Annotated in this window: 23 protein-coding genes and 1 riboswitch; of the genes, 18 read left to right on the forward strand and 5 right to left on the reverse strand. The window is 69.8% G+C overall.

What is annotated here, in order from left to right; translation table 11 throughout:
- Positions 1–235 precede the first annotated feature (235 nt).
- The 4 genes from coxB (at position 236) to ABZ904_RS05800 (ending at position 4,732) form a co-directional block, all read left to right on the forward strand.
- The gene (coxB, locus tag ABZ904_RS05785; protein ID WP_359388971.1) at positions 236–1,195 is read left to right on the forward strand and encodes a cytochrome c oxidase subunit II; all 960 of its coding nucleotides are present in this window, start codon (positions 236–238) and stop codon (positions 1,193–1,195) included.
- On the forward strand, positions 1,192–2,928 hold the full coding sequence (gene ctaD, locus ABZ904_RS05790; protein ID WP_359388974.1) for a cytochrome c oxidase subunit I: 1,737 nt from the start codon (positions 1,192–1,194) through the stop codon (positions 2,926–2,928). The genes coxB and ctaD overlap by 4 nt, the downstream gene beginning before the upstream one ends.
- Positions 2,925–3,323 carry a cytochrome c oxidase subunit 4 gene (locus ABZ904_RS05795; protein ID WP_359388978.1) on the forward strand — a complete coding sequence of 133 codons (399 nt, stop codon included), beginning with the start codon at positions 2,925–2,927 and terminating at the stop codon, positions 3,321–3,323. Before ctaD ends, ABZ904_RS05795 begins: the two co-directional genes overlap by 4 nt.
- Positions 3,324–3,454: 131 nt before the next feature.
- Entirely contained in the window at positions 3,455–4,732 is a 1,278-nt protein-coding gene (locus tag ABZ904_RS05800) for an Ig-like domain-containing protein (RefSeq protein ID WP_361821382.1), read from the forward strand.
- 124 nt (positions 4,733–4,856) lie between these two features.
- Here the strand turns inward: ABZ904_RS05800 and ABZ904_RS05805 are convergent, their stop codons facing one another.
- Positions 4,857–5,258 (reverse strand): hypothetical protein, encoded by a 402-nt coding sequence (locus ABZ904_RS05805; RefSeq protein WP_359388984.1) that lies wholly within the window; start codon positions 5,256–5,258, stop codon positions 4,857–4,859.
- A 188-nt stretch (positions 5,259–5,446) separates the two neighbouring features.
- Between ABZ904_RS05805 and ABZ904_RS05810 the strand changes: the two genes are divergently transcribed.
- The 6 genes from ABZ904_RS05810 to ABZ904_RS05835 all read left to right on the forward strand — a co-directional run bounded on the left by ABZ904_RS05810 (position 5,447) and on the right by ABZ904_RS05835 (position 13,326).
- Entirely contained in the window at positions 5,447–6,067 is a 621-nt protein-coding gene (locus tag ABZ904_RS05810; protein ID WP_359388987.1) for a heme-copper oxidase subunit III, read from the forward strand.
- Between the two features lie 113 nt (positions 6,068–6,180).
- Positions 6,181–6,993, forward strand: a complete 813-nt coding sequence (locus ABZ904_RS05815; protein WP_359388990.1) for a c-type cytochrome — start codon at positions 6,181–6,183, stop codon at positions 6,991–6,993.
- Positions 6,990–8,048 (forward strand): Rieske 2Fe-2S domain-containing protein, encoded by a 1,059-nt coding sequence (locus ABZ904_RS05820; protein ID WP_361821386.1) that lies wholly within the window; start codon positions 6,990–6,992, stop codon positions 8,046–8,048. Before ABZ904_RS05815 ends, ABZ904_RS05820 begins: the two co-directional genes overlap by 4 nt.
- A complete protein-coding gene (locus ABZ904_RS05825) occupies positions 8,045–9,706 on the forward strand; it encodes a ubiquinol-cytochrome c reductase cytochrome b subunit (RefSeq protein WP_359388996.1) in 1,662 nt (553 codons plus the stop codon). Before ABZ904_RS05820 ends, ABZ904_RS05825 begins: the two co-directional genes overlap by 4 nt.
- A 141-nt stretch (positions 9,707–9,847) precedes the next feature.
- Positions 9,848–10,912 (forward strand): anthranilate phosphoribosyltransferase, encoded by a 1,065-nt coding sequence (gene trpD, locus ABZ904_RS05830; protein WP_359388999.1) that lies wholly within the window; start codon positions 9,848–9,850, stop codon positions 10,910–10,912.
- Between the two features lie 742 nt (positions 10,913–11,654).
- Positions 11,655–11,771: riboswitch (SAM riboswitch) on the forward strand.
- Between the two features lie 193 nt (positions 11,772–11,964).
- Complete coding sequence (locus ABZ904_RS05835; protein WP_361821391.1) at positions 11,965–13,326, forward strand: aminotransferase class V-fold PLP-dependent enzyme; 1,362 nt, start codon at positions 11,965–11,967, stop codon at positions 13,324–13,326.
- Positions 13,327–13,405: 79 nt separating this feature from the next.
- Here ABZ904_RS05835 and ABZ904_RS05840 read toward each other — a convergent pair whose 3' ends face one another.
- Complete coding sequence (locus tag ABZ904_RS05840; protein ID WP_359389005.1) at positions 13,406–13,687, reverse strand: Lrp/AsnC ligand binding domain-containing protein; 282 nt, start codon at positions 13,685–13,687, stop codon at positions 13,406–13,408.
- Positions 13,684–14,415 carry a rhomboid family intramembrane serine protease gene (locus ABZ904_RS05845; protein WP_359389008.1) on the reverse strand — a complete coding sequence of 244 codons (732 nt, stop codon included), beginning with the start codon at positions 14,413–14,415 and terminating at the stop codon, positions 13,684–13,686. The genes ABZ904_RS05840 and ABZ904_RS05845 overlap by 4 nt, the downstream gene beginning before the upstream one ends.
- 155 nt (positions 14,416–14,570) lie before the next feature.
- On the opposite strand from ABZ904_RS05845, the gene ABZ904_RS05850 reads away from it, so the two are divergent.
- The 5 genes from ABZ904_RS05850 (at position 14,571) to ABZ904_RS05870 (ending at position 20,054) form a co-directional block, all read left to right on the forward strand.
- Complete coding sequence (locus ABZ904_RS05850; RefSeq protein WP_103843079.1) at positions 14,571–14,810, forward strand: hypothetical protein; 240 nt, start codon at positions 14,571–14,573, stop codon at positions 14,808–14,810.
- A gap of 34 nt (positions 14,811–14,844) precedes the next feature.
- Positions 14,845–16,194 carry an NYN domain-containing protein gene (locus ABZ904_RS05855; protein ID WP_361821395.1) on the forward strand — a complete coding sequence of 450 codons (1,350 nt, stop codon included), beginning with the start codon at positions 14,845–14,847 and terminating at the stop codon, positions 16,192–16,194.
- A gap of 328 nt (positions 16,195–16,522) precedes the next feature.
- Positions 16,523–17,557, forward strand: a complete 1,035-nt coding sequence (locus tag ABZ904_RS05860; RefSeq protein ID WP_359389015.1) for an NlpC/P60 family protein — start codon at positions 16,523–16,525, stop codon at positions 17,555–17,557.
- A 218-nt stretch (positions 17,558–17,775) separates the two neighbouring features.
- On the forward strand, positions 17,776–18,789 hold the full coding sequence (locus ABZ904_RS05865) for an NlpC/P60 family protein (RefSeq protein WP_361821398.1): 1,014 nt from the start codon (positions 17,776–17,778) through the stop codon (positions 18,787–18,789).
- 44 nt (positions 18,790–18,833) lie between these two features.
- On the forward strand, positions 18,834–20,054 hold the full coding sequence (locus tag ABZ904_RS05870) for a hypothetical protein (protein WP_360989136.1): 1,221 nt from the start codon (positions 18,834–18,836) through the stop codon (positions 20,052–20,054).
- Positions 20,055–20,079: 25 nt separating this feature from the next.
- On the opposite strand, the gene ABZ904_RS05875 is transcribed toward ABZ904_RS05870, so the two are convergent.
- Positions 20,080–20,604 (reverse strand): PadR family transcriptional regulator, encoded by a 525-nt coding sequence (locus ABZ904_RS05875; RefSeq protein ID WP_359389024.1) that lies wholly within the window; start codon positions 20,602–20,604, stop codon positions 20,080–20,082.
- Positions 20,605–20,702: 98 nt separating this feature from the next.
- On the opposite strand from ABZ904_RS05875, the gene ABZ904_RS05880 reads away from it, so the two are divergent.
- The gene (locus tag ABZ904_RS05880) at positions 20,703–22,013 is read left to right on the forward strand and encodes an MATE family efflux transporter (RefSeq protein WP_361821401.1); all 1,311 of its coding nucleotides are present in this window, start codon (positions 20,703–20,705) and stop codon (positions 22,011–22,013) included.
- Here the strand turns inward: ABZ904_RS05880 and ABZ904_RS05885 are convergent.
- Positions 21,974–23,206, reverse strand: a complete 1,233-nt coding sequence (locus tag ABZ904_RS05885) for a glycosyltransferase family 87 protein (RefSeq protein ID WP_360989463.1) — start codon at positions 23,204–23,206, stop codon at positions 21,974–21,976. The two genes, ABZ904_RS05880 and ABZ904_RS05885, sit on opposite strands and share 40 nt — an antisense overlap.
- A 139-nt stretch (positions 23,207–23,345) precedes the next feature.
- On the opposite strand from ABZ904_RS05885, the gene ABZ904_RS05890 reads away from it, so the two are divergent.
- Together ABZ904_RS05890 and ABZ904_RS05895 are read left to right on the forward strand one after the other, a co-directional pair.
- Positions 23,346–24,488 (forward strand): glycosyltransferase family 4 protein, encoded by a 1,143-nt coding sequence (locus tag ABZ904_RS05890; protein WP_360989142.1) that lies wholly within the window; start codon positions 23,346–23,348, stop codon positions 24,486–24,488.
- Positions 24,489–24,626: 138 nt separating this feature from the next.
- Positions 24,627–26,213 (forward strand): GMC oxidoreductase, encoded by a 1,587-nt coding sequence (locus ABZ904_RS05895; RefSeq protein ID WP_359389034.1) that lies wholly within the window; start codon positions 24,627–24,629, stop codon positions 26,211–26,213.
- Positions 26,214–26,215: the final 2 nt, after the last annotated feature.

A 26,215-nucleotide genomic window follows, 5' to 3' on the forward strand; every position in this document is an offset into this window, starting at 1 on the left:
ATCCCGGTCTCCGGGGAGCCGCCTTCGAGCCCCCGTCAGATGGTGGCCAGAAGCGGTCATTCCACCCCTTCGGGGTGACCGGCGGCGCGTTGGGCACCCTCCCCGCGCAGCCCCAAATAGCGTCCAGTAGGGTTTGGTCCGCATAAACATCAAACCCTGCCCGACGCAGGACGGCGACCGACCAGCGAGAAGGCCGCAGCCAACCGCGCGGGCGAGACTCTCGGGAAGGCGCTACGTGAGTCCCAACGGCTCCGACCGCTCGCCGCGGCGCCCGATGCGGCGGAAGCTGCTGCAGGCACTGACCGCGGGCCTGGTCCTGGCGACCGCAACCGGTTGCACATACAAGGACTTCCCCCGCCTTGGTATGCCCACCCCGACCACGGAAGAGGCTCCGCGGATCCTCTCCCTGTGGCAGGGCTCCTGGGCTGCCGCGCTCGCCGTCGGCGTGCTGGTGTGGGGCCTGATCCTGTGGAGCGCCATGTTCCACAGGCGCAGCCGCACCAAGGTCGAGGTTCCTCCGCAGACCCGGTACAACATGCCGATCGAGGCGCTGTACACGGTCGTGCCGCTCATCATCGTCTCGGTGCTCTTCTACTTCACGGCCCGCGACGAGTCGAAGCTCCTCGACCTCTCCAAGAAGCCGGACGTCACCGTCAACGTGGTCGGCTACCAGTGGAGCTGGGGCTTCAACTACGTCACTCCGGTCTCCGGGGTGACGGGTGACGCGAAGACCGATGCGAACCTGGACGCGATTCCGAACCGGTACAAGAACGACTTCCCGGCGAACGCCGGCGGTGTCTACGACTTCGGCACGCCCGCCACGCGCAACCCGCAGACGGGCAACCCCGGTCCGACGCTCTGGCTGCCGAAGGGCAAGACGGTCCGCTTCATCCTCACTTCGCGCGACGTCATCCACTCCTTCTGGGTGCTGCCGTTCCTGATGAAGCAGGACGTCATCCCGGGCCACACCAACGCCTTCCAGGTGACCCCCAACCAGGAGGGCACCTTCCGGGGCAAGTGCGCCGAGCTCTGCGGCGTCGACCACTCCCGGATGCTGTTCAACGTGAAGGTGGTCTCGCCCGACCGCTACGAGCAGCACCTCAAGGACCTCGCCAAGAAGGGGCAGACCGGTTACATTCCCGCCGGCATCGCGCAGACGAGCCACGAGAAGAACCGGGAGACGAACAACCTGTGAGCATCCTCAACGAACCCCAGGGTGCCGCCGCAGCTGAGGACTCGTACGAGAACGAGCTGCCGGTACGGCGCAGGCGACCCGGCAACGTCGTCGTCAAGTGGTTGACCACCACCGACCACAAGACGATCGGCACGCTGTATCTGGTCACGTCGTTCGCGTTCTTCCTCATCGGCGGCGTCATGGCCCTGCTCATGCGCGCCGAGCTGGCCCGTCCGGGCCTGCAGATCATGTCGAACGAGCAGTTCAACCAGGCGTTCACGATGCACGGCACGATCATGCTGCTGATGTTCGCGACGCCGCTGTTCGCCGGTTTCGCGAACTGGATCATGCCGCTGCAGATCGGCGCGCCCGACGTGGCGTTCCCGCGGCTGAACATGTTCGCCTACTGGCTCTACCTGTTCGGTTCGACGATCGCGGTCGGCGGCTTCCTCACCCCGCAGGGCGCGGCCGACTTCGGCTGGTTCGCCTACAGCCCGCTGTCGGACGCGGTCCGCTCCCCGGGCATCGGCGCCGACATGTGGATCATGGGTCTGGCCTTCTCCGGCTTCGGCACGATCCTCGGCTCGGTCAACTTCATCACCACGATCATCTGCATGCGCGCACCCGGCATGACCATGTTCCGCATGCCGATCTTCGTGTGGAACGTGCTGCTGACCGGTGTGCTCGTGCTGCTGGCCTTCCCGGTCCTCGCGGCCGCGCTGTTCGCCCTGGAGGCGGACCGCAAGTTCGGTGCTCACGTCTTCGACGCGACCAACGGCGGCGCCTTGCTATGGCAACACCTCTTCTGGTTCTTCGGCCATCCAGAGGTGTACATCATCGCGCTACCGTTCTTCGGCATCATCTCCGAAGTCATCCCGGTCTTCAGCCGTAAGCCGATGTTCGGCTACATGGGTCTCGTCGGCGCCACCATCGCCATCGCCGGTCTCTCCGTGACCGTGTGGGCGCACCACATGTACGTCACCGGCGGCGTGCTGCTTCCGTTCTTCTCGTTCATGACGTTCCTCATCGCCGTACCCACCGGCGTGAAGTTCTTCAACTGGATCGGAACGATGTGGAAGGGCTCGCTGTCCTTCGAGACACCGATGCTCTGGGCCACCGGCTTCCTGATCACCTTCACCTTCGGTGGTCTGACCGGTGTCATCCTGGCCTCGCCGCCGATGGACTTCCACATCTCGGACTCCTACTTCGTGGTGGCGCACTTCCACTACGTGGTGTTCGGCACCGTCGTCTTCGCGATGTTCGCCGGCTTCCACTTCTGGTGGCCGAAGATGACGGGCAAGATGCTCGACGAGCGGCTCGGCAAGATCACGTTCTGGACGCTGTTCATCGGCTTCCACGGCACCTTCCTGGTGCAGCACTGGCTGGGTGCCGAGGGCATGCCGCGTCGTTACGCGGACTACCTCGCGGCTGACGGCTTCACCGCCCTGAACACGGTCTCGACGATCTCCTCGTTCCTGCTCGGCCTGTCGATCCTGCCGTTCCTCTACAACGTGTGGAAGACGGCCAAGTACGGCAAGCCGGTCGGCGTCGACGACCCGTGGGGCTACGGCCGTTCGCTCGAATGGGCCACGTCCTGCCCGCCGCCGCGGCACAACTTCCTCACCCTGCCGCGGATCCGCAGTGAATCCCCCGCCTTCGACCTGCACCACCCCGAGATCGCCGCGCTCGAGCAGCTCGAGCACGCGGGTGCCGGTACCAAGGCCGTCTCCGGTGGCAAGGAGGCCGGCAAGTGAAGATCCAGGGCAAGATGTTCATCTGGCTGGCGGTCTTCCTGCTCGCCGTGGCCATCACCTATGGTCTGTGGTCCAAGGAGCCGGCCGGTACCACCGCGCTCTTCCTGGCCTTCGGCCTGAGCATCATGATCGGCTACTACCTGGCCTTCACGGCCCGGCGGGTCGACACGGGCGCCCAGGACAACCTTGAGGCCGACGTGGCGGACGACGCCGGCGAGGTCGGCTTCTTCAGCCCGCACAGCTGGCAGCCGCTCGCCCTCGGCGTCGGTGGCGCGCTCGCCTTCCTGAGCATCGCGATCGGCTGGTGGCTGATGTACTTCTCGGCCCCGCTGATCCTGGTGGGCCTGTGGGGCTGGGTCTTCGAGTACTACCGCGGCGAGAACCGCACCCAGTAGCACGCGCCCAGCGCTACGGGAGCCCGGACACTCCGTCAGGAATGTCCGGGCTCCCTCTTTTGCCGCACCGTGCGTCCCCCGCACGGATCTCTCGGCGCGCCATAGTTGACAGACCTCCATAGCGTGAGGTCATGAGTCACAAAGTGTTCTTCCGGAGCGCGCGCCCGCGACACCGCACGGTCGTCGGCTGCACCCTGTCGGTGCTCGCCCTCGGCGCGGGACTCGTCGGCTGCGGGGCCGACGGGAACCCGCTGGCGGCAAGGCCGTACGACGCGGCGGACCAAATCGCCTACAACGCGCCTGCCGGCAAAGCGAAGAAGGTCGACCCCGACAAGCCCCTGGAGATCACCGCCTCGGATGAGGACGGGCGCATCACGGACGTCACGGTCACCGACGCCCGGGGACGCTACGTGGCCGGTGAGCTCTCCGCCGACGGCCGCCGCTGGCACAGCACCTCACCGCTGGCCGCGGGCACCCACTACACGGTCACGGTGAGCACGGAGGACGAGGACGGCGCACCCGGCCGCAAGGTCATCGAGTTCGACACCAGCACCCCCAAGAGCAAGACGCTGAAGGTCACCTTCGGACCCAACAGCGGGACCTACGGTGTCGGCCAGCCCGTCACGGCGGAACTCAGCGAGCCCGTCAAGGACAAGACGTCCCGGGCGGTGGTGGAGCGCGCCCTCAAGGTGGACTCCGCGCCCGTGGTCGAGGGCTCCTGGTACTGGGTGAACGACAAAGAACTGCACTACCGGCCCCAGACCTACTGGCCCACGCACGCCACCATCACCGCCCACAGCGACCTCGACGGCGTGAAGGTGGCGGACCGCCTCTGGGGCGGCAAGTCGGAGCCCGTGAAGCTCACCACGGGAGACCGCATAGTCGCCGTCACGGACGCCGCCGCACACCGGATGACGGTCTACAAGAACGACGAGGTGGTCAATCAGATACCCATCACCACCGGCAGGCCCGGATTCGAGACCCGAAACGGCGTCAAGGTGGTGCTGGGCAAGCAGTACGTCGTACGGATGCGCGGAACCACGATCGGCATCTCGAGCAACTCGAGCGACGGCTACGACCTGAACGTCTACTGGGCGGCCCGGGTCACCTGGAGCGGCGAGTACGTGCACGCCGCGCCCTGGTCCGTCGGCAGCCAGGGGTACGCCAACGTGAGCCACGGCTGCACCGGTATGAGCAACGCCTACGCCAGATGGTTCTTCAACACCGTCCGGGAGGGCGACATCGTGAAGGTCGTCAATTCCAACGGCAAGCAGATGGAGCCGTTCGGCAACGGCTTCGGCGACTGGAACGTCGACTGGTCGAAGTGGCGCAAGGGCAGCGCCCTGGTGGCGGACGGCTCCGACGGCCGCAACCTGAGCAGCGCGAGACTGCGCCCCGAGTCCGCGTGAGGACGAGCGCCCCGCGCCCCGTCAGGGGTGCGGGGCCATGACGTCGTAGGGCCGCGACAGGACATGACGCCCCCGCAGGCGCCTCCGTACCGGCCGGCGGTCCCCGTACCGGACGGACGGGCCGTCAGGCGCTCAGGAGGGCCTTGCGGCGCATCAGGGCGGCCAGGGCGGAGGCGAACTCGACCGGCTCCACCGGCAGTGCCACCGCCGCGTCGGCCCGGCTCCACGTGGCCAGCCACGCGTCCTGCGGGCGCGCGATCAGTACGAGCACCGGCGGGCAGTTGAAGATCTCGTCCTTGATCTGCCGGCAGACGCCCATCCCGCCCATCGGAACGGCCTCGCCGTCCAGGACGCACACGTCGATGCCGCCCCGGTCCAGCTCCTTGACGACGGCGGCCGGTGTCGCGCACTCCACGAACCGGACCTCGGGAACGTCCGGAGCGGGCCTGCGCCCGGCCGCGAGCCGCACCTGCTCTCGGGTGTTGGAGTCGTCGCTGTAGACCAGCACCGTGGCGGTCGGCTGCATGGCTTCCTCCGGTACGCAGTGGTGTCTGCCGTCGTACGGAACGGAACGTTGGGGCGGATGCTACTCCCTTGAACTCGTGGTCAACAGCGGTTCGGACAGGGCTTCGATCCGCCATCCGGGCAGTACAGAGGGTGCGGACACTCCGAACGGCACCCCCCGGAGTGAGGGCGGGATAAGCGACCGACATAATGTCGGTCGTGGCGACAGCAACGACAGTAGACACCGGGCACGCGCACCCGTCGGTCAACCGACCGAACCTCACCAGCGTCGGAACCATCATCTGGCTGAGTTCCGAGCTGATGTTCTTCGCGGCCCTCTTCGCGATGTACTTCACCCTGCGATCGGTGACAGGGCCGACTCACTGGAAGGAGATGGCGAGCCATCTCAACTTCCCGTTCTCGGCGACGAACACCACGATCCTGGTGCTCTCCTCCCTCACCTGCCAGCTCGGCGTGTTCGCCGCCGAGCGCGGTGACGTGAAGAAGCTCCGGGGATGGTTCATCGTCACCTTCATCATGGGTGCGATCTTCGTCGGCGGGCAGATCTTCGAGTACACCGAGCTGGTCAAGAAGGACGGCCTCTCGCTGTCCTCGGACCCGTACGGCTCGGTGTTCTACCTGACCACCGGCTTCCACGGCCTGCACGTGACGGGTGGTCTCATCGCCTTCCTGCTGGTCCTCGGCCGCACCTACGCGGCGCGGAGGTTCACACACGAGCAGGCGACCGCCGCCATCGTCGTGTCCTACTACTGGCACTTCGTCGATGTCGTCTGGATCGGCCTCTTCGCCACGATCTACATGATCAAGTAGTCGGCCGTCGGCCGCGGCGGACGTTCACCCGATCGGGGAGAACCGAACGCCCGAGACGATCCGATCCTTTTCCAGAAGCATCGACGCAGAAGATCCTGACACCGGGGTAATCCGTGAAAAAGCTCTCCGCACGACGACGCCATCCGATGGCGGCGCTCGTCGTCCTACTCATCGCGCTGACGCTCTCCGGGGGGCTGTACGCCGCGTTCGCGCCCGCCGGTAAGGCGCAGGCCGATGACACCGCCCAGTCCCTCGCCATCGAGGAGGGCAAGAAGCTCTACCAGGTGGGCTGTGCCAGCTGCCACGGCACCGGCGGTCAGGGCTCCTCCGACGGCCCGAGCTTGATCGGCGTGGGCGCGGCGGCGGTCGACTTCCAGGTCGGCACCGGCCGTATGCCCGCCGCGACCTCGCAGGGCCCCCAGGTGCCGGCGAAGAAGAACATCTACTCGCAGGCCCAGATCGACCAGCTCGCCGCGTACATCGCCTCTCTCGGCGCCGGCCCGGCCGTGCCGACGAAGAACGACTACAGCCCCGAGGGTGCCGACATCGCCCGGGGTGGTGAGCTCTTCCGCACCAACTGCGCGCAGTGCCACAACACCGGCGGCAAGGGCGGTGCGCTGACGCACGGCAAGTTCGCGCCGACCCTTGAGGGCGTCGCCCCGAAGCACATCTACGAGGCCATGCAGACCGGCCCGCAGAACATGCCGTCCTTCCCGGACACCACGCTGTCGCAGCAGAACAAGAAGGACATCATCGCGTACCTCCACGCGGTCGACGGCGACCAGACCGTGAACCCCGGCGGCCTCGAGCTGGGCGGCCTCGGACCGGTCTCCGAGGGCCTGTTCGCCTGGATCTTCGGCCTCGGCGCGCTGATCGTGGTCGCCGTCTGGGTCGCCGCTCGGACCGCAAAGGCCAAGAAGTCATGAGTAGCCAAGACATTCCAGAAGAGAACCTGCCCGCTGAGCAGGACACCGCGCACGGTGCAGTGACGGTGGCGGACGAGCAGAACCCGTTCGCCGACCCGGGCCTGCCGCCCCACGAGCACCGCATCCAGGACATCGACGAGCTGGCCGCCAAGCGGTCCGAGCGCACGGTGGCCATGCTGTTCACCGTGTCGATGCTGGCCACCCTCGGCTTCATCGCCGCGTACGTGACGATCCCGAACGACAGGTCGATCTTCGTCTTCCCGATCGGGCACATCAGCGCGATGAACTTCGCGCTGGGTCTGACGCTGGGCGTGGCGCTGTTCACGATCGGCGCGGGCGCGGTCCACTGGGCCCGCACCCTGATGTCCGACATGGAGATCGCCGACGAGCGTCACCCGATCGAGGCCCCCCCCGAGGTCAAGGCGAAGGTCGTCGCGGACTTCCAGCAGGGTGCCAAGGAGTCGCAGTTCGGCCGGCGCAAGCTGATCCGCAACACGATGTTCGGCGCGCTGGCCCTGTTCCCGCTCTCCGGCGTCATGCTGCTGCGCGACCTGGGTCCGCTGCCCGGGACCAAGCTCCGTCACACGATCTGGTCCAAGGGCAAGCTCCTCGTCAACATGAACACGAACCAGCCGCTGCGTCCCTCGGACGTCGCGGTGGGCTCGCTCACCTTCGCCAAGCCTGAGGGCTTGGAGGAGACCAACGAGGACTTCCAGGTCCAGATCGCGAAGGCCGCCCTGATGATCGTCCGGCTCCAGCCGGAGAACATCAAGGACAAGAAGGAACTCGAGTGGTCCCACGAGGGCATCGTGGCCTACTCGAAGATCTGCACCCACGTCGGTTGCCCGATCTCCCTGTACGAGCAGCAGACGCACCACGTCCTCTGCCCGTGCCACCAGTCCACCTTCGACCTCTCCGACGGTGCCCGAGTCATCTTCGGCCCGGCCGGTCACGCCCTGCCGCAGCTGCGCATCGGCGTCAACGCGGACGGCTACCTCGAGGCGCTCGGCGACTTCGAGGAGCCCGTCGGTCCTGCATTCTGGGAGCGCGGATGAGTACTACATCGAGCAACACGAATCCGTCTGCCGCCGGCTCGGCGGACAGCTCGCGCGGACGGGCACCGGCCGGCGAGCGCATCGCGGACTGGGTCGACGGCCGCCTGGGGATCTACTCCCTGGCGAAGTCCAACATGCGCAAGATCTTCCCCGACCACTGGTCGTTCATGTTGGGCGAGGTCTGCCTCTACAGCTTCATCGTCATCATCCTCACGGGTGTGTACCTGACGCTGTTCTTCCACCCCTCGATGAACGAGGTCGTGTACCACGGCAGCTATGTGCCGCTGCAGGGTCAGGCCATGAGCGAGGCCTTCAACTCCACGATGCACATCAGCTTCGATGTGCGTGGCGGCCTGCTCATCCGTCAGATCCACCACTGGGCCGCGCTGATCTTCCTCGCCGGCATGTTCGTGCACATGATGCGCGTGTTCTTCACGGGCGCGTTCCGCAAGCCGCGTGAGATCAACTGGCTGTTCGGCTTCCTGCTGTTCGTCCTCGGCATGTTCACCGGCTTCACCGGTTACTCGCTCCCGGACGACCTGCTCTCCGGCACCGGTGTCCGCTTCATGGAGGGCGCGATCCTGTCCGTGCCGATCGTCGGCACGTACCTGTCGTTCTTCCTCTTCGGCGGACAGTTCCCGGGCGGCGACTTCGTGGCCCGCTTCTACTCGATCCACATCCTGCTGCTGCCGGGCATCATGCTCGGCCTGGTGGTCGGCCACCTGATCCTGGTCTTCTACCACAAGCACACGCAGTTCGCGGGTCCCGGAAAGACGAACAACAACGTCGTCGGCATGCCGCTGTTGCCGGTGTACATGGCCAAGGCCGGAGGCTTCTTCTTCCTGGTCTTCGGTGTCATCGCGGCCATCGCGGCGCTCGCCACGATCAACCCGATCTGGGTCTTCGGGCCCTACCGTCCGGACCAGGTGTCCACGGGTGCCCAGCCCGACTGGTACATGGGCTTCTCCGAGGGCCTGATCCGTACGATGCCGGGCTGGGAGGTCAACTTCTGGGGTCACACGCTCGTCCTGGGCGTGTTCATCCCGCTGGTGATCTTCCCGCTGGTCCTGGTGACGATCGCGGTCTACCCGTTCATCGAGTCCTGGGTCACCGGGGACAGGCGCGAGCACCACATCCTGGACCGCCCGCGCAACGCCCCGACGCGTACGGCCTTCGGTACCGCGTGGATCGCCTGGTACTTCGTGCTGCTGATGGGTGGTGGCAACGACATCTGGGCCACGCACTTCCACCTGTCGATCAACGCGATCACCTGGTTCGTCCGCATCGCCTTCTTCGTGGTGCCGGTCCTCGTGTTCGTGGTCACCAAGCGGGTCTGCCTCGGCCTCCAGCGCCGCGACCGCGACAAGGTGCTGCACGGCCGCGAGTCGGGCATCATCAAGCGGCTGCCGCACGGTGAGTTCATCGAGGTCCACGAGCCGCTCAGCCAGGAGCAGCTGCACACGCTCACGGCGCACGAGCAGTACAGGCCGGCCGAGATCGGCCCGACGGTCGACGAGAACGGCGTCGAGCGGAAGATCAAGGCCACGGACAAGCTGCGCTCCAAGCTGAGCTACGGCTACTACGGGGACACCAACCAGATCCCCAAGCCCACGGTCGAGGAGTACAAGGAGATCACGAGCGGCCACGGCCACCACTGATCGCTGCGCACGCCACACGCCACAGTCGAAGGGCCCCGTCCGGTGTTCGGACGGGGCCCTTCGCCGTCTGCCGGGCTGGATAGGGTGGACCTGTTCGAGATATGCGTCCCGTAGTCCGGGACAACGACCCAGGAGCGGCTTATGAGCGCTGTGACCCCCGCTGGAGGCGACACCGCGGCGGGCCGTTCCTGGCCCCAGGTACTGAACGGGCTGCTGGACGGCCGTGACCAGAGCGCGGACGACACGGCCTGGGCGATGGACCGCATCATGCGCGGCGAGGCGTCGGACGCGCAGATCGCCGGGTTCGCGGTGGCACTGCGGGCCAAGGGCGAGACGGTGGAGGAGATCACCGGCCTCGTCCGTGCGATGTACGAGCACGCGAACGTGATCGAGGTGCCGGGGCCGACGGTCGACATCGTCGGTACGGGCGGTGACGGCGCGAAGACGGTGAACATCTCCACGATGTCGTCGATCGTGGTGGCCGGCACCGGAGCCAAGGTCGTCAAGCACGGCAACCGGGCCGCGTCCTCCGCGTCCGGGGCCTCGGACGTGCTGGAGAAGCTCGGGGTCAATCTGGAGCTGCCGGTGCACCGGGTGGCCGAGGTGGCCGAGGAGGCCGGGATCACCTTCTGCTTCGCGGTGAAGTTCCACCCCGCGCTGCGGCACGTGGCGGCGGCGCGCGGGCAACTGGGAATCCGTACGACGTTCAACATCCTGGGCCCGCTGACGAACCCGGCGCGGGTGAAGGCCCAGGCCGTGGGTGTCGCTGACCCGCGGATGGCGCCGATCGTGGCGGGGGTCCTCGCCGAGCGCGGCAACTCCTCGCTGGTGTTCCGGGGCGACGACGGTCTGGACGAGCTGACGACCACATCGACCTCCCGGGTCTGGATCGTCCGCGACGGCAAGGTCACCGAGGAGGCCTTCGACCCCCGGGACGTGGGGATCGAGCTGGTCCCGGTGGAGGCGTTGCGCGGTGCCGACGCCTCTTACAACGCCGATGTGGCGCGACGGGTGCTGACCGGTGAGACGGGCCCGGTAAGGGACGCCGTACTGCTGAACTCGGCGGCGGCGCTGGTGGCGCTGGAGCCGGGTTCCGGGTCGCTCGCGGAGCAGATCCGGGCCGGGATGGAGAAGGCCGTGGAGTCCATCGACTCGGGGGCGGCCAAGCGGACGCTGGACCACTGGGTGGCGGCGACCCACGCCTGATGCCCGTGGGGCCCGGGGCGCGGTGCTCCTCGGCTCCGCTACGGGCTGTTCCGGGTGTGCCTGACAGGGGTGCCCCACCGGCTCAGGGCCGGTGGGGCCCACCAGGCATCGCTGCCCGGCGGGCCGCCCGTCCGGCGCTCAGGCGCCTTCGCGGCCGTGCACGCATCCCCGGCTGTGGATGGGCCTTCGTGGCGACGTACGGGTCGCGGTCTGCGGAGCGGCCTTTGTACCCGCGCGCGTCCCCGTCTCGGGTGCGGCCTTGGTGGCGGTGTGCGGGTCGCGGTCGGCGGTCCGGCCGTCGTGGCCGTGCTTGGCTCGTGGTCTGCGGTCCGGCCGTCGTAGGCGTGTGTGGATCGCGGTCTGCGGTCCGGCCCCCACGGCGGTGTGCGCGTCCCCGTCTCCGGTGCGGCCTTCGTGGCCGTGCGCGGGTCGCTGTCGGCGGTGCGGCCGTCGTACGCGTGTGTGGATCGCGATCTGCGGTCCGGCCCCCACGGCGGTGTGCGCGTCCCCGTCTCCGGTGCGGCCTTCGTGGCCGTGCGCGGGTCGCTGTCGTCGTGGTCGTGTGTGGGGCGTGGTCTGCGGTCCGGCCCCGCGTGGCCGTGTTCGCGTCCCCGTCCCCGGACCGCCCACCACAGCCGTGCGCGCGGCCCCTCTCCGGACCGGGCCTTCGCAACCCTGTGTGCATCCCGGCATCCGGACAGAAGTTGCGGCCGTGCGATCACGTCCCGTAGCGTCCTGTGCAGGTCATGAGCGACAGTCATTCGGCCCCGGCCGGCTGTCCGGCAACCCTCCGTCCGTGGCGGGGTGCCCCGGGTGAGGACCAGGCCGTAGGCAGCGAGGTCTGCGGCAAGCGCGGACCCCTCGCGTCACCAGGGGTCCTGGTCGTTCGAGGGAGCCTTCCGTGAGCAAGCGAATGCGATAGGGCCGCAGAGCCCCGCTTCCGCATCCCCTTTTCACCTCTTTTCACCTTTCCCGTGCCGATGACGCAGCCGCGCGCCGTCGTGCGCGCCGTCCGGCACGGCGATCCCACCTGCTCACACGGGAGTGCACCCATGTCCGTCTCCACCCTTGCCGCCGACCCGTCCGTTTGTGCCCCGCTGCCCGTTCTGGGCCGGGATGTCGCCGTCCCGCTCGTCACAGGCGGAGAGGTCACCTACGCCGCGCTCGACTACGCGGCCAGCGCCCCGGCACTCCAGCGTGTCTGGGACGACGTGGCGGCCTACGCCCCGTACTACGGCAGCGTCCACCGCGGTGCCGGATACCTCTCGCAGCTGTCCACCGACTTGTTCGAGAACGCCCGACGGACCGTCGCCGCGTTCCTCGACTGCCACGAAGAGGACGAGGTGATCTTCACCCGGTCCACCACCGACTCGCTCAACCTCCTCGCCGCCACCCTTCCGGACGACTGCCAGGTCTTCGTCTTCGAGACGGAACACCACGCCTCCCTGCTGCCCTGGCGGGGTGCGCGCGTCACCTGCCTGGACGCCCCGCGCACTCCGCAGCAGGCCGTCGCGACCCTGGAGCGCGCCCTCGCCGACCGCGATCCCCACGGCCCGGCCCTGGTCTGTGTCACCGGCGCCTCGAACGTCACCGGCGAGCTGTGGCCGGTGCGCGAGCTCGCGGCGGCCGCCCATGCGCACGGCGCCCGTATCGTGCTGGACGCCGCCCAGCTGGCCCCGCACCACCCGGTGTCGGTCAAGGACCTGGACGTCGACTGGATCGCGTTCTCCGGGCACAAGCTGTACGCGCCGTTCGGTTCCGGAGTCCTGGCCGGCCGTGCCGACTGGCTGCGTGCGGCCGAGCCCTACCTGGCGGGCGGGGGCGCCAGCCGCAAGGTCACCCGGCGCACCGACGGGGGAGTGGACGTCGAGTGGCACGAGAGCGCCGCACGGCACGAGGCGGGCTCGCCCAATGTCATCGGCGCCTACTCCATCGCCTCGGCCTGCAAGGCCCTCACCGAGGCCGGTTTCGACGCCCTCGTCGCCCGCGAGCAGTACCTGATCGAGAAGGTCCGGGAAGGGCTGGCCGGGGTCCCGGAGGTCAAGGTGCTCTCCCTCTTCGGCGACGACTCGCCCCGCGTCGGGGTCATCTCCTTCGTCGTCGAGGGCTGGAACAGCTCCCACTTCGCCGCCGCGCTCTCCGCGGAGTACGGCATCGGCGTCCGCGACGGCCTCTTCTGCGCCCACCCGCTGGTGCGCACGCTGCTGGGCGCCGACCCGCAGACCCAGGGGGAGTGCGGCGCCCCCGAGGCGGCACCCGGTGAGAAGTCGCTGAACGCGATCCGCGTCAGCTTCGGTGCGGGCACGCCCGACGAGCACGTGGAGCGTTTCCTCGGTGCGGTCAAGGAACTGGTCCGCGACGGTGCGAAGTGGAACTACCGCACGGAGGACGGCCGTTGCGTGCCGGCGGTCTGAGCCACGGGGACACGACCAGGTGGGCTCTCTCCCGTCCGCCCCGCGGCGGACGGGAGAGCGGCCCCTGCGGCCGGGGCCGCTAGTTGTCGAGCCCGATCGCGAACGCCGCCTCCAGGTCGTGCTGGGAGTAGGTGCGGAAGGCGACGTGCGTGTCGGTGCCCAGAACGCCCGGGATCTTGCTGATCCGCCCGGGGATGACGTCCGCCAGGTCGTCGTGGGCCTTGACCCGGACGATGGCGATGAGGTCGTAGGTGCCCGTGACGGAGAAGACCTCGCTGACGGAGTCCAGCGCGGCGATCGACTCGGCGATCTCGGGGATCCGGTCCACGCTGGTCTTGATGAGGACGATCGCGGTGATCACGGCTGGTGTTCTCCCTCGGGGGCCTGGACTGGGGGTTTCACCCTACTCGTACGGCCGTAGCGCACCCATGCGTAGACGAAGCCGAGGGTGAAGCCGACCAGGTGGGCGAGGTAGGCCACCCCCGGACCCTGGCTGGCGCGGCCCGCGGCCATCCACTGCAGGGCGGCCCAGAAGGGCAGCACCACCCACGCCGGGAAGCGCAGCGGCAGGAAGAGCAGGAAGGGGAAGAGACTGGTCACCCTGGCCTTGGGGAACAGGAACAGGAACGCGCCGAGGACCGCGGAGATCGCCCCGGAGGCCCCGACCAGCGCCTGGGCCGAGCTCTCGTTGGCCGCGGCGTACCCGAGCAGCGCCAGGTAGCCGCAGCCCAGGTAGAACAGGGCGAACTCCAGATGGCCCATCCGCTCCTCGGTCATCGCCCCGAAGACATAGAGGAAGAGCATGTTGCCCAGCAGATGCACCCAGGTGCCGTGGACGAACAGTGCCGTCACGGGGGTGATCGCGGCCCGCGGTGTCCCGCTGAAGAGCTCCGCGGGCACCACGCCCCAGCGGGCGAAGTAGGCGCGCTCGGCGGCCAGCAACGCGTCCCCGGTGCCGTACGCCGGATTCAGGCCCGCGGCCGGTCCCATCACGAAGATCAGACAGCACAGGGCGATCAGGCCGTACGTCACCGGCGCCGACTGTCCCCGCAGGGCTCCGGCGGCCGTCCTGCTCCAGGTGCTGAACATGGGACAGAGCATGGCGTAACCGCACTGATGGGCACAGAGTGCCTCGCCGCTGAGACGGGCAGGCGGCGGGTACTCGCCAGGCCGTAGGGTTACGAGCCACACGCTCCAGGGAAACTGGCGCATCACGGAGACTGGAAGAAGGAAGAGAAGCCACGATGACGGTTCCCCTCCCGACCGAAACGACCCGGTGGCGCTGCACGCTCTGCGGCAACCTCACGCGTTTCGACGTCACCCGCTCGTCGAAGGTGGTCGAGTACGTGCACCTCGATCTGGCCGGAGAGCCGAAGGTAGAGGAGCGCGAGGTGGTCAGTGAGACCATCGAGTCGGTGCGGTGCCGCTGGTGCAACGCCGTGGATCAGGTGGAACTCGTGGACAGGCCGGGCGCCGGCTCCTGAGGGAGGCGGCCTCGCACAGGCATTGGGGTGACGGATGGTGGAGACTTCGGGCGGGGAGCCGGTCGACGGCACCGCTGAGGTGCTCGACCGTCCGCTGCCCGACGGTGTGCGTCACCGGGTCGTGCAGATCGTCTCCGACGGTTTCGGCGGGCTGACCCTCGGCGAACTGCCCGCACAGCTGCGGCAGTATGCCCGGTTCGCTCCGAACCGCCGTGCGAAGTTCGCCGGCAACGCGATGGCGGCGTCCCTGGAGACCGATGCGCTGTTCCGGCAGCGGATCGGGGAGAAGCTCCGAGAGGCTCAGCCGGAGCTCGCCGACGCCCTCGACTCCGGCTCGCCGCCCGCGGCCGCGGACCCGCTCGACGTGGCCGCCGCGGCCTATGTACTGCGTCCGGTGGGCTGGGTGAAGCTGGTGACCGCCGCGGGCGAGGAGGCCCAGCGCGCGCACGCCGAGCGTGCCGACGAGGAGAGCCGGGCCGAGCTGGAGCGGCTGCGCGAGGAGTTGGTGGCCGCCCGCGGCCAGACCCGGGCCGAGACCGAACGGCTGCGTACGGAACTGGAGTCGGTGCGCAGGGAAGCCGAATCGCTTCACCGCAAGCTGCGTGCCGCCCTCAGTGACGTCAAGCGCGGCGAGGCCGCCCTGCGCAAGGCCCGCAGTGAGATCGAGGCCGTCCGTGCCGAGGGGCAGACGGCGGTGTCCTCCGCCGAGAGCGAGAGCCGCCGGCTCAAGGCGCGCCTCGGCGAGGTGGAGGCCAACCTCGAGGCCACGCGCAGAGCGGCGCGCGAGGGGCGCAGCGTCGAGGACATGCGCGTCCGGCTGCTTCTGGACACCGTGCTGGAGGCGGCGCAGGGGCTGCGGCGGGAGCTGGCGCTGCCGCCGGTCTCCGTACGGCCGGCCGAGACCGTGGACGCGGTGGAGCCGGGACGGATGACCCCGAAGGACATCGCGGCCCGTGCGCTCTCCGAAAACGATCCCGCGATCCTCGACCAGTTGCTGGCACTGCCGCAGGCGCACCTGGTCGTCGACGGCTACAACGTCACCAAGACCGGTTATCCGCAGATGCCGCTGGAGAAGCAGCGGCTGAGACTCCTCGGGCAGCTCTCGCAGCTCGCCGCGCAGACCGGCGCCGAGGTCACCTGCGTCTTCGACGGAGCCGAACTGGCCGCGCCCGTCCTGCTCGCACCGCCGCGCGGGGTGCGGGTGCTGTTCTCCAAACCGGGGGTCACCGCCGATGAGTTGATCCGGCAGCTGGTGCGCGCGGAGCCGCCGGGCCGGCCGGTGATCGTGGCCTCCACCGATCGCGAGGTGGCCGACGGGGTCGCCAGGGCGGGCGCGCGCCCGGTCGCGTCGGCGATGCTGCTGAAGCGACTTTCCCGGGCATAACGGACTCCCTGGCTCGGCTTGCCTCTTGCGCCGAACACCCCATGGATCACCAACGCACCAAGCGCAACATCCGTCGGTCATGCCCGAATTGGGGAGATCGTCACGCAACGTAGCGTCAAGGCGGTATCACTGCACGTGAGTTCCGCGCAAAGAATGCGTTGCGTGACTGAGATTTTTGCGCTCGGGATTTGAACTGATCACAGATGGGTCACTAGGGTCTGGCTTCGAACCTCCGCACGGGCGATCACTCACAAGGGGTGGATGACGGCGGAGGGCACCGCCCACCGGCGTGTCGGTAGGCGGCTGAAGGAAGAAGGAGCTCGCCCACGTGGCGTCCCACCGTCGACCCAAGCAGCCGAGCCGCGCCCGTGTGACCGTGCTCACCACCGCCGCCGCCGCCGCCGTGGCCATCAGCGCGCAGGCCGCCAATGCGGCCCCCAGTGAGAAGCCGAGCAAGGACGAGGTCAAGTCCAAGGTCGACAACCTCTACCAAGAGGCGGAGAAGGCCACTGAGGCCTACGACGGGGCCAAGGAGAAGCAGGCGAAGCTGGAGAAGGAGATCTCCACCCTGCAGGACAAGGTCGCCCGGGGCCAGGACGAGCTCAACCAACTGCGCGACGGCATAGGCACGATGGCCAGTGCCCAGTACCGCACCGGCAGCATCGACCCCTCCGTGCAGCTCTTCCTCTCCTCCAACCCGGACGACTTCCTGGACAAGGCGTCCACGCTCGACCAGCTGAGCAGCCAGCAGGTCGAGGCGCTGAAGAAGATCCAGGAGAAGCAGCGCGAGCTGGCCCAGGAGCGGCAGGAAGCCACCGACAAGCTCAAGGACCTCGCCACCACCCGCGCCGAACTCGGCAAGAACAAGCGGGAGATCCAGGGCAAGCTCGCCGAGGCGCAGAAGCTCCTCAACAGCCTCACCGCCCAGGAACGGTCCGCCCTTCAGGCCGAGCAGGCCCGCTCCAGCCGGGCCAGCGCCCGCACCGCCCTCAGCGGCAACCCCGGAACGGTCTCCGGCCGCGCCGGCGCGGCCTTCGCGGCCGCCCAGAGCGTGATCGGCTCGCCCTACGTCTACGGCGCCTCCGGCCCCTCCTCCTTCGACTGCTCCGGTCTGACCTCCTGGGCCTACGCCCAGGCCGGTGTCTCCATTCCGCGTAGGTCCCAGGACCAGGCCAACGCCGGCACCCGCATCTACAGCGAGAGCCAACTCAAGGTCGGCGACCTGGTCCTGTTCTACGGCGACCTGCACCACATCGGCCTCTACGCGGGCAACGGCCAGGTTCTGCACGCCCCGCACACCGGCGCCGTCGTGCGCTACGAGGCGATCAGCGATATGCCCTTCCAGTTCGGCGTCCGTATCTGACGTCCTTCCGCGGCGGCTCTCCCGACCCGCCCGAACGAGCGAATTCCAGCGTCTCCCGCTGACCCCGTGCCCCGCCGATGACCTGCGTCAGCGGCGGGGTTTCACATTGTCTGCGCAGGTCGGCCTCTTTGGCCGGGCAGTGATCATCCGGCTACTGTCTGCCGCGTTTCCCCCACCGGGTGGCGGGGGCTCGTCAGCGGAAGGGAGCGCGACCGGACGTGGGGTCCCATCGACGTCTTGCACCATCCGGGTTCGGCCGGGGCCGTGGCGCCACGGCCGCCGTCCTGTCCGCCGCAGCGGCGGCCGCGGCTCTCGGAGCCGTACCGGCCCAGGCCGCACCACGCGACCCCAGGGCCGCGATGGACCGGCTGTACGAGGAGGCCGAGCGGGCCACCGAGGCGTACAACAAGGCCGGGGAGCAAGCCGGTTCGCTGCGCCGCCGGGTCGGCCGGGCCCAGGACCGGATCGCCCGGCAGCAGGACCGCGTCAACGCCATGCGCGATGCGCTCGGCGAACTCGCCGGGGCCCAGTACCGTTCCGGCGGCCTCGCCTCCTCGCTCGCGCTGCTGTTCTCGGAGAACCCCGCCGACTACCTCGACAGGGCGGCCGTGCTCGACCGGATCGGCGCCCGCCAGGCCGGACAGCTCAGGGAACTCCAGGGCACCCTGCGCGAACTGGCCCGGGAACGGGCGGTGGTGGACGACGAACTCGCCGAGCTGGAGAAGACCCGCAAGGCCGTCGCGCGGCACAAGAAGGACGTGGAGCGGAAGCTGGCCACGGCGCAACGGTTGATCAACTCCCTGCCGCCCGCGGAGCGCGCCGCCTACGGGCGGGCATCGCGCTCGGGCGGCGACCTGCCCGGCCTCATCGACATCGCCCCGCCCGGCTCGCGCGCCGCGGTCGCCGTCGACGCGGCACGTTCCGCGCTCGGCCGCCCCTATGTGTGGGGTGCCAACGGGCCCGGCGGCTTCGACTGCTCGGGCCTCATGCAGTGGTCGTACGCGAGGGCGGGCATCGGTCTGCCGCGCACCTCGCAGCAGCAGCGGTACGCGGGCCACCGGGTGCCGCTCTCCCAGGCCCGGCCCGGCGACCTGGTCGTCTACCGCTCGGACGCCAGCCATGTGGCGATGTACGTCGGCGGCGGGCGGGTCATCCACGCTCCCCATCCGGGGGCCGAGGTCCGCTACGACCCGGTCGGGATGATGCCCGTCTCGTCGGTCATCCGGCCCTGAACACGGCGGCGATAGGCGGTCGCACCGCCGCGTACGATCGGAAGGTGGCTGGTCGTGGGCGTCTTCGGGGAGTGCTGGCGGTCTGGGTGCTGGTGCTCGCAGGGCTCGTGGGCTGCTCGGGGAGCCCCGCCCCGGACGCCCAGACCTCCGCCGTGCAGCGGGTCCTCGACCGGCGGGCGGCGGCCGTCCTCGGCGGTGACCGCTCCGCGTTCCTGGCGACCGAGGTCCCGTCCGGCGACGGGGCGGGCGGGTCCGCCTCCGGCGCGGCCGAGTTCGGCAACCTCCGGGCCGTCCCGCTGGCCGCCTGGTCGTACCGGCTCACGTCCCTGCACCGCACCGGCGACTCCGCCACCGCGGACGCCGAACTGCGCTACCGCATCCAGGGCTACGACCGGGCGCCGGTCACCGCCGCCCGCGCGCTGCGGCTGACCCGCAGTGGCGGACGCTGGTACATCGGCTCCGACCAGCCCGCCGCGGGGGCCGGCCGGCAACTGTGGGAGCAGGGCGCCGTCGAGGTCGTCCGCGGGGCGCACAGCCTGGTCCTCGGGGTCGGCCAGCCGCCGGGCGCGCTGCGGGACTACGCGCGCCTCGCGGACCGTGCGGTGCCCGCCGTCACCGCGGCGTGGGGCGCCGACTGGCCGGGGCACGTCGTGATGCTCGTACCGCGGTCGCTGAAGGAGATGGCGGGGCTGCTCGGTGCGGCACCGTCCGGATACCGGGGGATCGCGGCGGTCACCACCGGCGAGGCCGGGGGCACGGCGAAGGCGCCCGCGGACCGGATCATCGTCAATCCGGAGGCGTACAGCCTCCTCGGCGACGTGGGCAGACAGGTGGTCGTCACGCACGAGACCACCCATGTCGCCACCCGCGCGCACACCACGCCGGCCACCCCGCTGTGGCTCTCGGAGGGGTACGCCGACTGGGTCGGCTATCGGAGCAGCGGGCTCACGCCCGCGCAGGTGGCCCCCGAACTCGCCGGCGTGGTTGCCCGGGGGCACCTTCCGGCCGCGCTGCCCGGCGACGAGGACTTCGCCTTCGCCGGGGACGCGGGGAGGCTCGCCCGTGCGTACGAGGGCGGCTGGATGGCCTGCCGGATGATCGCGGGCCGCTGGGGAGAGGCCCGGCTGAACGAGTTCTACCGGGCGGTGGGCGACCACCACCAGCGCGCGGGCGCGGTCGAGGGCGCGCTGGAGAAGGTGCTCGGGCTGACGCCGGAGGAGTTCACCCGGCAGTGGCGGGCCTATCTGAAGGCGCAACTGGGCTGAGGGCGGGCCGCTCCCGGCAGCGGGCTCAGCCCTCCAGCCGCGCGATCGCTCCCCGCAGCCACGCCCTTTCCGCCTCGCCGGTCGCGCGGGCGACCCGCAGCATGCCCTGCCGGAACAGATCGTCCGTCTCCTCGGCCCGCACGGGGCTTCCGTCGCGGTAGAAGAAGCTCGTCGGGGTCTCGAGGAAGTCCAGCCGGCGGCGCAGGACCGCGGCCTGCTCCCTGCGGTCCGGGAGGTGGCGCAGGAACGCCAGCACGGTGTTGAAGCGCACCTGGTCCGAGATCTCCGCCTGCTTGGGGCGCCGCAACCGTTCCAGGAGGTTCGCGCGCCCTTCCTCGGTGAGCGACAGGACGCGGCGCGGCGCCGCGCTCACCCCCGGCTCGGAGTGCTGGTCCAGCTTGCCCGCCGCGATCAGACGGCTGATCGCGGGATAGAGCGCGCCGTCGCTGACCGGGCGGACGTGGCCGGTCAGGGCCTTGATCCGTTCCTTCAGCTCGTATCCGTGCAGCGGCTCCTCGGCGAGGAAGCCCAGGATCGACAACTCCAGCACGCGTCGGCTCCTTCTTGCAGACGTCGGAGTGCCCATGGTACCTCTGATCGAGCTACCTCGAATCGAGGTAACTCGAATCGAGAGGCAGGACGTCGGCCGTGAACTCGCACCGCAGGCACCTCATAGCGCTCGCACACCCCGTCTACTTCTCCCTGCTCGCCTCCGTGGCCGCCGGAATCATCAACACCGTCTGGGTCTCCCGCCACGGCGGTCCGGCCGTGGCAGCGGTCGCCGTCGCGACCAACACGGAGAACGTGCTGCTCGGCATCGCCCTCGTGTTCGCGTCCGGCACGACCGTCCTGGTCGCCCACGCGCGGGGCGCCGGGAACCCGGGAGCGGTCGGGGCGGCGGTGCGCGGTGGGTGGGCGCTGTGCGCGGTGGTCACCCCGCTCGTCGCGACCGGCGGGTTCCTTCTGCGCGAGCCACTGGCCCGGTCGGTCCTGGGCGGCGACGGTCCCGCGCTGCCCCTCGCCGTCGGCTACTTCGCCGTCTCCCTGCCGGGGATCGCCGTCTTCTTCGTCCAGCAACTGGTCGACGGCATCCTCAAAGGCACCGGCGACACCCGCACGCCGATGCGCCTCGCGCTTCTCGCCAACGGGTTGATCCTGGTCTGCGACCCGCTGTTCATCCACACCTACGGCATCCGGGGCGCCGCCGTATCGACGGTGGTGTGCCGCTGCGTCGCCCTCGCGGCCGGGCTGCGCGCCTTGCGCCACAACGCCCAGCTCCGGGAGGCGAGAAGCGCCCCGCCCGCGCAGCCCACCGCGGCGGCCCTGCGGCACACGCTGAGGGCCGGTGTGCCGATGTCCGCCGACTTCACCGTGCGGCAGACCGGGACTCTCGTCCTCGTCGCGATCGTGGCCCGGCTCGGGGTGACGGCCGTGGCCGCCTATGCGATCGCCTACAAGGTCATGTACATCGCGACGATGGCCTTCTACGCGGTGCGGCAGGCCGCCGCCATCCACACCGCACATGCCCGGGGCGCAGGACGGGAGCAGCGAAGGGCCATCGGCCGGCAGGCCGTGCTCCTGTCGGGGGCGGTGGGGGCAGCCGCGGCGGCACTGCTGGGGTTCCTCGCGCCCTGGATCATGCGCGCATTCGGAGCCGGCCCGGCCGTGGCACACGACGGGGTGCTCTTTCTGCGCTGCGTCGGCCCCTACCTGCTGCTGACGGCCTGCTTCATCGCGCTCGGCGGGGTCTTCGAGGGAAGCGGCGGCGCACCCCTGCTGCTGCGTGTGACGCTGCTCGGCACGGCGGTGCAACTGCCGCTCGCCCGCGCTCTGTCCGGGCTGGGACTGCCGGGGATCTGCCTTGCCCTCGCCGTCGCCATGGCGTTGCAGTGCGGTGTGCTGCTTCGGCTGGCCCGCCGTCAGGAGGGTGCGAGTGTCTCCTGGGTGCGGGTGGCCTGAGGCGGCACGGTCGGGGCCGGGCGGGAGACCGTGTCGTGCCACAGCTGCCGGGCGGCGGTCAGCGTGGCGAGCACCAGCAGGCCGTTGCGCAGCAACAGCATCGTGACACCCTGCCGGTCGCTGGCGACGACGTGGCCGAACCAGAGCGGGAACTCCAGGACGGTGGCCAGACAGGCGGCCAGCACCAGCCCGCAGGGCAGCGTCATCCGGCTGGCGCGGAAGCTCAGGCAGACCGCGGCGACACCGACCAGCCACACCATGTACTGCGGGCTGATGACCCGGCTGGTGACCGTGAACAGCAGCACCGCCACGAAGCCCGCGTCCGCGAGCGTGTGCGGCGACGTACGGCGGACGCTCGCCCGCCACAGCAGCAGCCAACCGAAGGCGATCACGGTCAGGAAGAGGGCCGCCGCGCTGACCCAGTCCACATAGGGGCCGAGGAACTCCACCGAGCCGTAGTTCAGTGCCACCTGGCCCCGCCAGCCGAAGTGCCGGCCCACGTGGAAGACCAGCGAGCCCAGCGACTCGACCTCAGTGCCGCGGTTGCGCTGGAAGCCCAGGAAGGAGAAGGCCCCGGGCATCGTCAGGGCGAAGACCCCGGCGAGCGCGAGGGCCGCCGCCGCCGCGGAGAGCCAGGCCCAGCGTTTGAGGGTGCCGGCCAGCAGCAGCGCGGGCCACACCTTCAGCAGCGCCCCCGCGGCGATGAGCGCCCCCATCAGCCGGGGGCGGCGCGTACCGGCCAGGAGCGCGGCGACGGCCACCGCCGTCACCATCACGTCGTAGCGGGCGTACACGGTGGGACCGAGCAGAGCGACCCCGACCACCCACACCCAGGCGCCGCGCATGATCTTGCCGGGCCGCTGGCCCGCGTACAGCAGCAGGCACAGGACCACGAGGTCGGCGAGGAAGGCGAGGACGTAGAAGGCGTGCGCGTAGTCCAGGAAGGGCAGCAGCGCGGGGGAGAGGATGGCGAGCGCGGCGGCGGGCGGGTACTGCCAGGTGACGTCGTTGCGCGGGAAGGTGCCGGTGCTCAGGGTGTCGTACCAGCCCTGGTAGATCACCGAGACGTCGCTGGTGACGTCCGGCCCCGGGAAGATGAACACCTTGAAGACGAACAGGAGCAGGACCAGCCTGGTCAGACTCCAGGTGACGAGCAGCCACACCGGGAACCGCCGCGTGCCCGCCATGTCCATGAGCCCCTGTCCTCGCGCGTTCCGTGTCGCTCTGCCGTGCGGGGCCATGATCTCCCGGCGCACCGTGCGGGTGCCATGAAGCGCGGCCGTACGGAGCTGTGAGTACGGTCGCACATCCGGTTCGGTACTGTCGACGACGATGCACAAGACCCTGATCGTGACCAACGACTTTCCGCCCCGCCCGGGCGGTATCCAGGCGTTCCTGCACAACATGGCGCTGCGCCTGGACCCCGAGCGGCTCGTCGTCTACGCCTCCACCTGGAAGCGGGGCGACGAGGGCGCCCGGGCGACGGCCGCCTTCGACGCGGAGCAGCCGTTCACCGTCGTACGGGACCGGACCACGATGCTGCTTCCGACGCCGGGTGCGACCCGCCGCGCGGTGGGACTGCTGCGGGAGCACGGCTGTACGGCGGTGTGGTTCGGTGCGGCGGCGCCGCTCGGCCTGATGGCGCCTGCGCTGCGGCGCGCCGGGGCGCAGCGGCTGGTGGCGACCACGCACGGCCATGAGGCGGGGTGGGCCCAACTTCCGACCGCGCGCGGCCTGTTGCGCCGTATCGGTGAATCCACGGACACGATCACCTACCTGGGCGAGTACACGCGTTCGCGGATAGCGTCCGCGCTGACGCCGCAGGCGGCCGGACGGATGGTGCAGCTGCCCCCCGGCGTCGACGAGGAGACCTTCCATCCCGCATCGGGCGGCGACGAGGTCCGCGCCCGCCTGGGCCTCACGGACCGCCCGGTGGTGGTCTGCGTCTCCCGGCTGGTCCCGCGCAAGGGCCAGGACACCCTGATCCGGGCGATGCCGCGCATCCTGGCCAAGGAGCCCGAGGCGGTCCTGCTGATCGTCGGCGGTGGTCCCTACGGGAGAGACCTGCGCAGGCTCGCGTCCGAGACCGGTGTCGCCGACGCGGTCCGCTTCACGGGCGCCGTCCCGTGGTCGGAGCTGCCCGCGCACTACGGGGCGGGCGACGTCTTCGCGATGCCGTGCCGCACCCGCCGGGGCGGCCTGGACGTGGAGGGCCTCGGCATCGTCTACCTGGAGGCCTCCGCGACCGGCCTCCCGGTGGTCGCCGGCGACTCGGGCGGCGCCCCCGACGCGGTCCTGGACGGCGAGACCGGGTGGGTGGTCCGCGGCAGTTCGGTGGAGGACACCGCGGACCGCGTCATCACCCTCCTGGGCGACCCGGAGCTGCGCCGCCGCATGGGCGAGCGGGGCCGGCGGTGGGTCGAGGAGAAGTGGCGCTGGGACCTGCTGGCGGACAGGCTCAGGGAACTGCTGTAGCGGGCGCAGTTCCCCGCGGCCCGGCCGGGGTGCCCAGAACCGCCGAAACCCCTAGCCGGAAGCCGGAAATCCGCCGATGCTGCGTGCATGACAGGAAAACTGACGCACCATCACCTGACGAGACGTCAAATCCTTGGGATGGCCGCCCTCCAGACGGCGGCCGCCCTCGGATTCACCCGAATCGGCCTCCAGTCCGCCCGGGCCGCCGAGCCCGACGCGGTCGAATCCGCCCCGGCGATCGTCGTCGGCTCCGGCTACGGCGGCGCCGTGGCGGCCCTCCGCCTCGGCCAGGCCGGTATCCGCACCCTCGTGCTGGAGATGGGCCGCCTGTGGAACACTCCGGGCCCCGACGGCAAGGTCTTCTGCTCCACCAGCGCTCCGGACCAGCGGTCCATGTGGTTCCGCACCCGCACCGAGGCGCCGCTCGCCACCTTCCTGTGGCTGGACGTCGTCAACAAGGACATCGGTAGCTATCCCGGCGTCCTGGACCGTGTGCACTTCGACCATATGTCCGTGTACGTGGGACGGGGCGTCGGCGGCGGCTCCCTCGTCAACGGCGGCATGGCCGTCACACCCCTCCAGTCCTACTTCAGCGAGCAGTTCCCCACCGTCGACGCCACCGAGATGTACGCCACGTACTTCCCCCGGGCCTGCTCCATGCTGGGCGTCAACACCGTCGATCCCGCCTGGTTCGAGGCGACGGAGTGGTACCGCTTCGCCCGCACCTCCCGGAAGGCCGCCGCCAACGCCGGTCTGAAGACCACCTTCGTGCCGAACGTCTACGACTTCGCGTACATGCAGCGCGAGGCCGCCGGCACCGCCACCAAGTCCGCCCTGGCCGGCGAGGTCATCTACGGCAACAACCACGGCAAGCGCAGCCTCGACAGGACCTACCTGGCCTCCGCGCTCGGCACCGGCCAGGTCACCATCAACACCCTTGAGCGGGTCAGGGAGATACGGCGGGCGGGCGACGGGTCGTATCTGCTCACCGCGGACCGGATCGACACCACCGGCGCCGTCGTGGAGACCAAGGAGTACTCCTGCACGTACCTCTTCCTCGGCGCCGGGAGCCTCGGCACCACCGAACTGCTGCTGCGTGCCCGGGAGACGGGCGCCCTGCCCGCCCTCGACCCGAGCGTCGGCAGCGGCTGGGGGACGAACGGCAATGTGATGCTCGGCCGCGCCAACCACCTCTGGGACACGGTCGGCGCCAACGAGTCCACCATCCCCGTCATGGGCATCGACGACTGGGCCAACACCGACAACCCCGTCTTCGCCGAGATCGCCCCGCTGCCCACCGGTCTCGAGCACTGGGTGAGCCTCTACCTCGCGATCACCAAGAACCAGCAGCGGGCTTCGTTCACCTACGACCCGGTGACGGATGCCGCGAAACTCGGCTGGACCGCCGCGCAGAGCGCCGTCTCCGTGAGCATGGCGAAGAAACTGTTCGACCGGATCAACTACGCCAACGCCACCATCTACCGGTACGACCTCTTCGGCACGGGCAGCAAGGTCTTCGCCGACGACTTCACGTACCACCCGCTCGGCGGCTGCGTCCTCGGCCGGGCGACCGACGACTACGGCCGGGTGAAGGGGTACTCCAAGCTGTACGTCACCGACGGCTCCCTCGTGCCCGGGTCCATCGGTGTCAACCCCTTCCTCACCATCACGGCGCTCGCCGAACGCACCATGACGCGGGTCCTCGCCGAGGACACCGCGTCATGACG

Origin of the sequence: Streptomyces sp. NPDC046900 (assembly GCF_040644975.1) — a bacterium.
Lineage (GTDB): Bacteria > Actinomycetota > Actinomycetes > Streptomycetales > Streptomycetaceae > Streptomyces.

Excerpts from the sequence above, each read along its gene's own strand:
- ABZ904_RS05800 (WP_361821382.1), top strand. The coding sequence starts at position 3,455 with ATGAGTCACAAAGTGTTCTTCCGGAGCGCGCGCCCGCGACACCGCACG.
- ABZ904_RS05805 (WP_359388984.1), bottom strand. The coding sequence starts at position 5,258 with ATGCAGCCGACCGCCACGGTGCTGGTCTACAGCGACGACTCCAACACC.
- ABZ904_RS05810 (WP_359388987.1), top strand. The coding sequence starts at position 5,447 with ATGTCGGTCGTGGCGACAGCAACGACAGTAGACACCGGGCACGCGCAC.
- ABZ904_RS05820 (WP_361821386.1), top strand. The coding sequence starts at position 6,990 with ATGAGTAGCCAAGACATTCCAGAAGAGAACCTGCCCGCTGAGCAGGAC.
- ABZ904_RS05825 (WP_359388996.1), top strand. The coding sequence starts at position 8,045 with ATGAGTACTACATCGAGCAACACGAATCCGTCTGCCGCCGGCTCGGCG.
- trpD (WP_359388999.1), top strand. The coding sequence starts at position 9,848 with ATGAGCGCTGTGACCCCCGCTGGAGGCGACACCGCGGCGGGCCGTTCC.
- ABZ904_RS05835 (WP_361821391.1), top strand. The coding sequence starts at position 11,965 with ATGTCCGTCTCCACCCTTGCCGCCGACCCGTCCGTTTGTGCCCCGCTG.
- ABZ904_RS05845 (WP_359389008.1), bottom strand. The coding sequence starts at position 14,415 with ATGTTCAGCACCTGGAGCAGGACGGCCGCCGGAGCCCTGCGGGGACAG.
- ABZ904_RS05850 (WP_103843079.1), top strand. The coding sequence starts at position 14,571 with ATGACGGTTCCCCTCCCGACCGAAACGACCCGGTGGCGCTGCACGCTC.
- ABZ904_RS05855 (WP_361821395.1), top strand. The coding sequence starts at position 14,845 with ATGGTGGAGACTTCGGGCGGGGAGCCGGTCGACGGCACCGCTGAGGTG.
- ABZ904_RS05885 (WP_360989463.1), bottom strand. The coding sequence starts at position 23,206 with ATGGACATGGCGGGCACGCGGCGGTTCCCGGTGTGGCTGCTCGTCACC.
- ABZ904_RS05890 (WP_360989142.1), top strand. The coding sequence starts at position 23,346 with ATGCACAAGACCCTGATCGTGACCAACGACTTTCCGCCCCGCCCGGGC.
- ABZ904_RS05895 (WP_359389034.1), top strand. The coding sequence starts at position 24,627 with ATGGCCGCCCTCCAGACGGCGGCCGCCCTCGGATTCACCCGAATCGGC.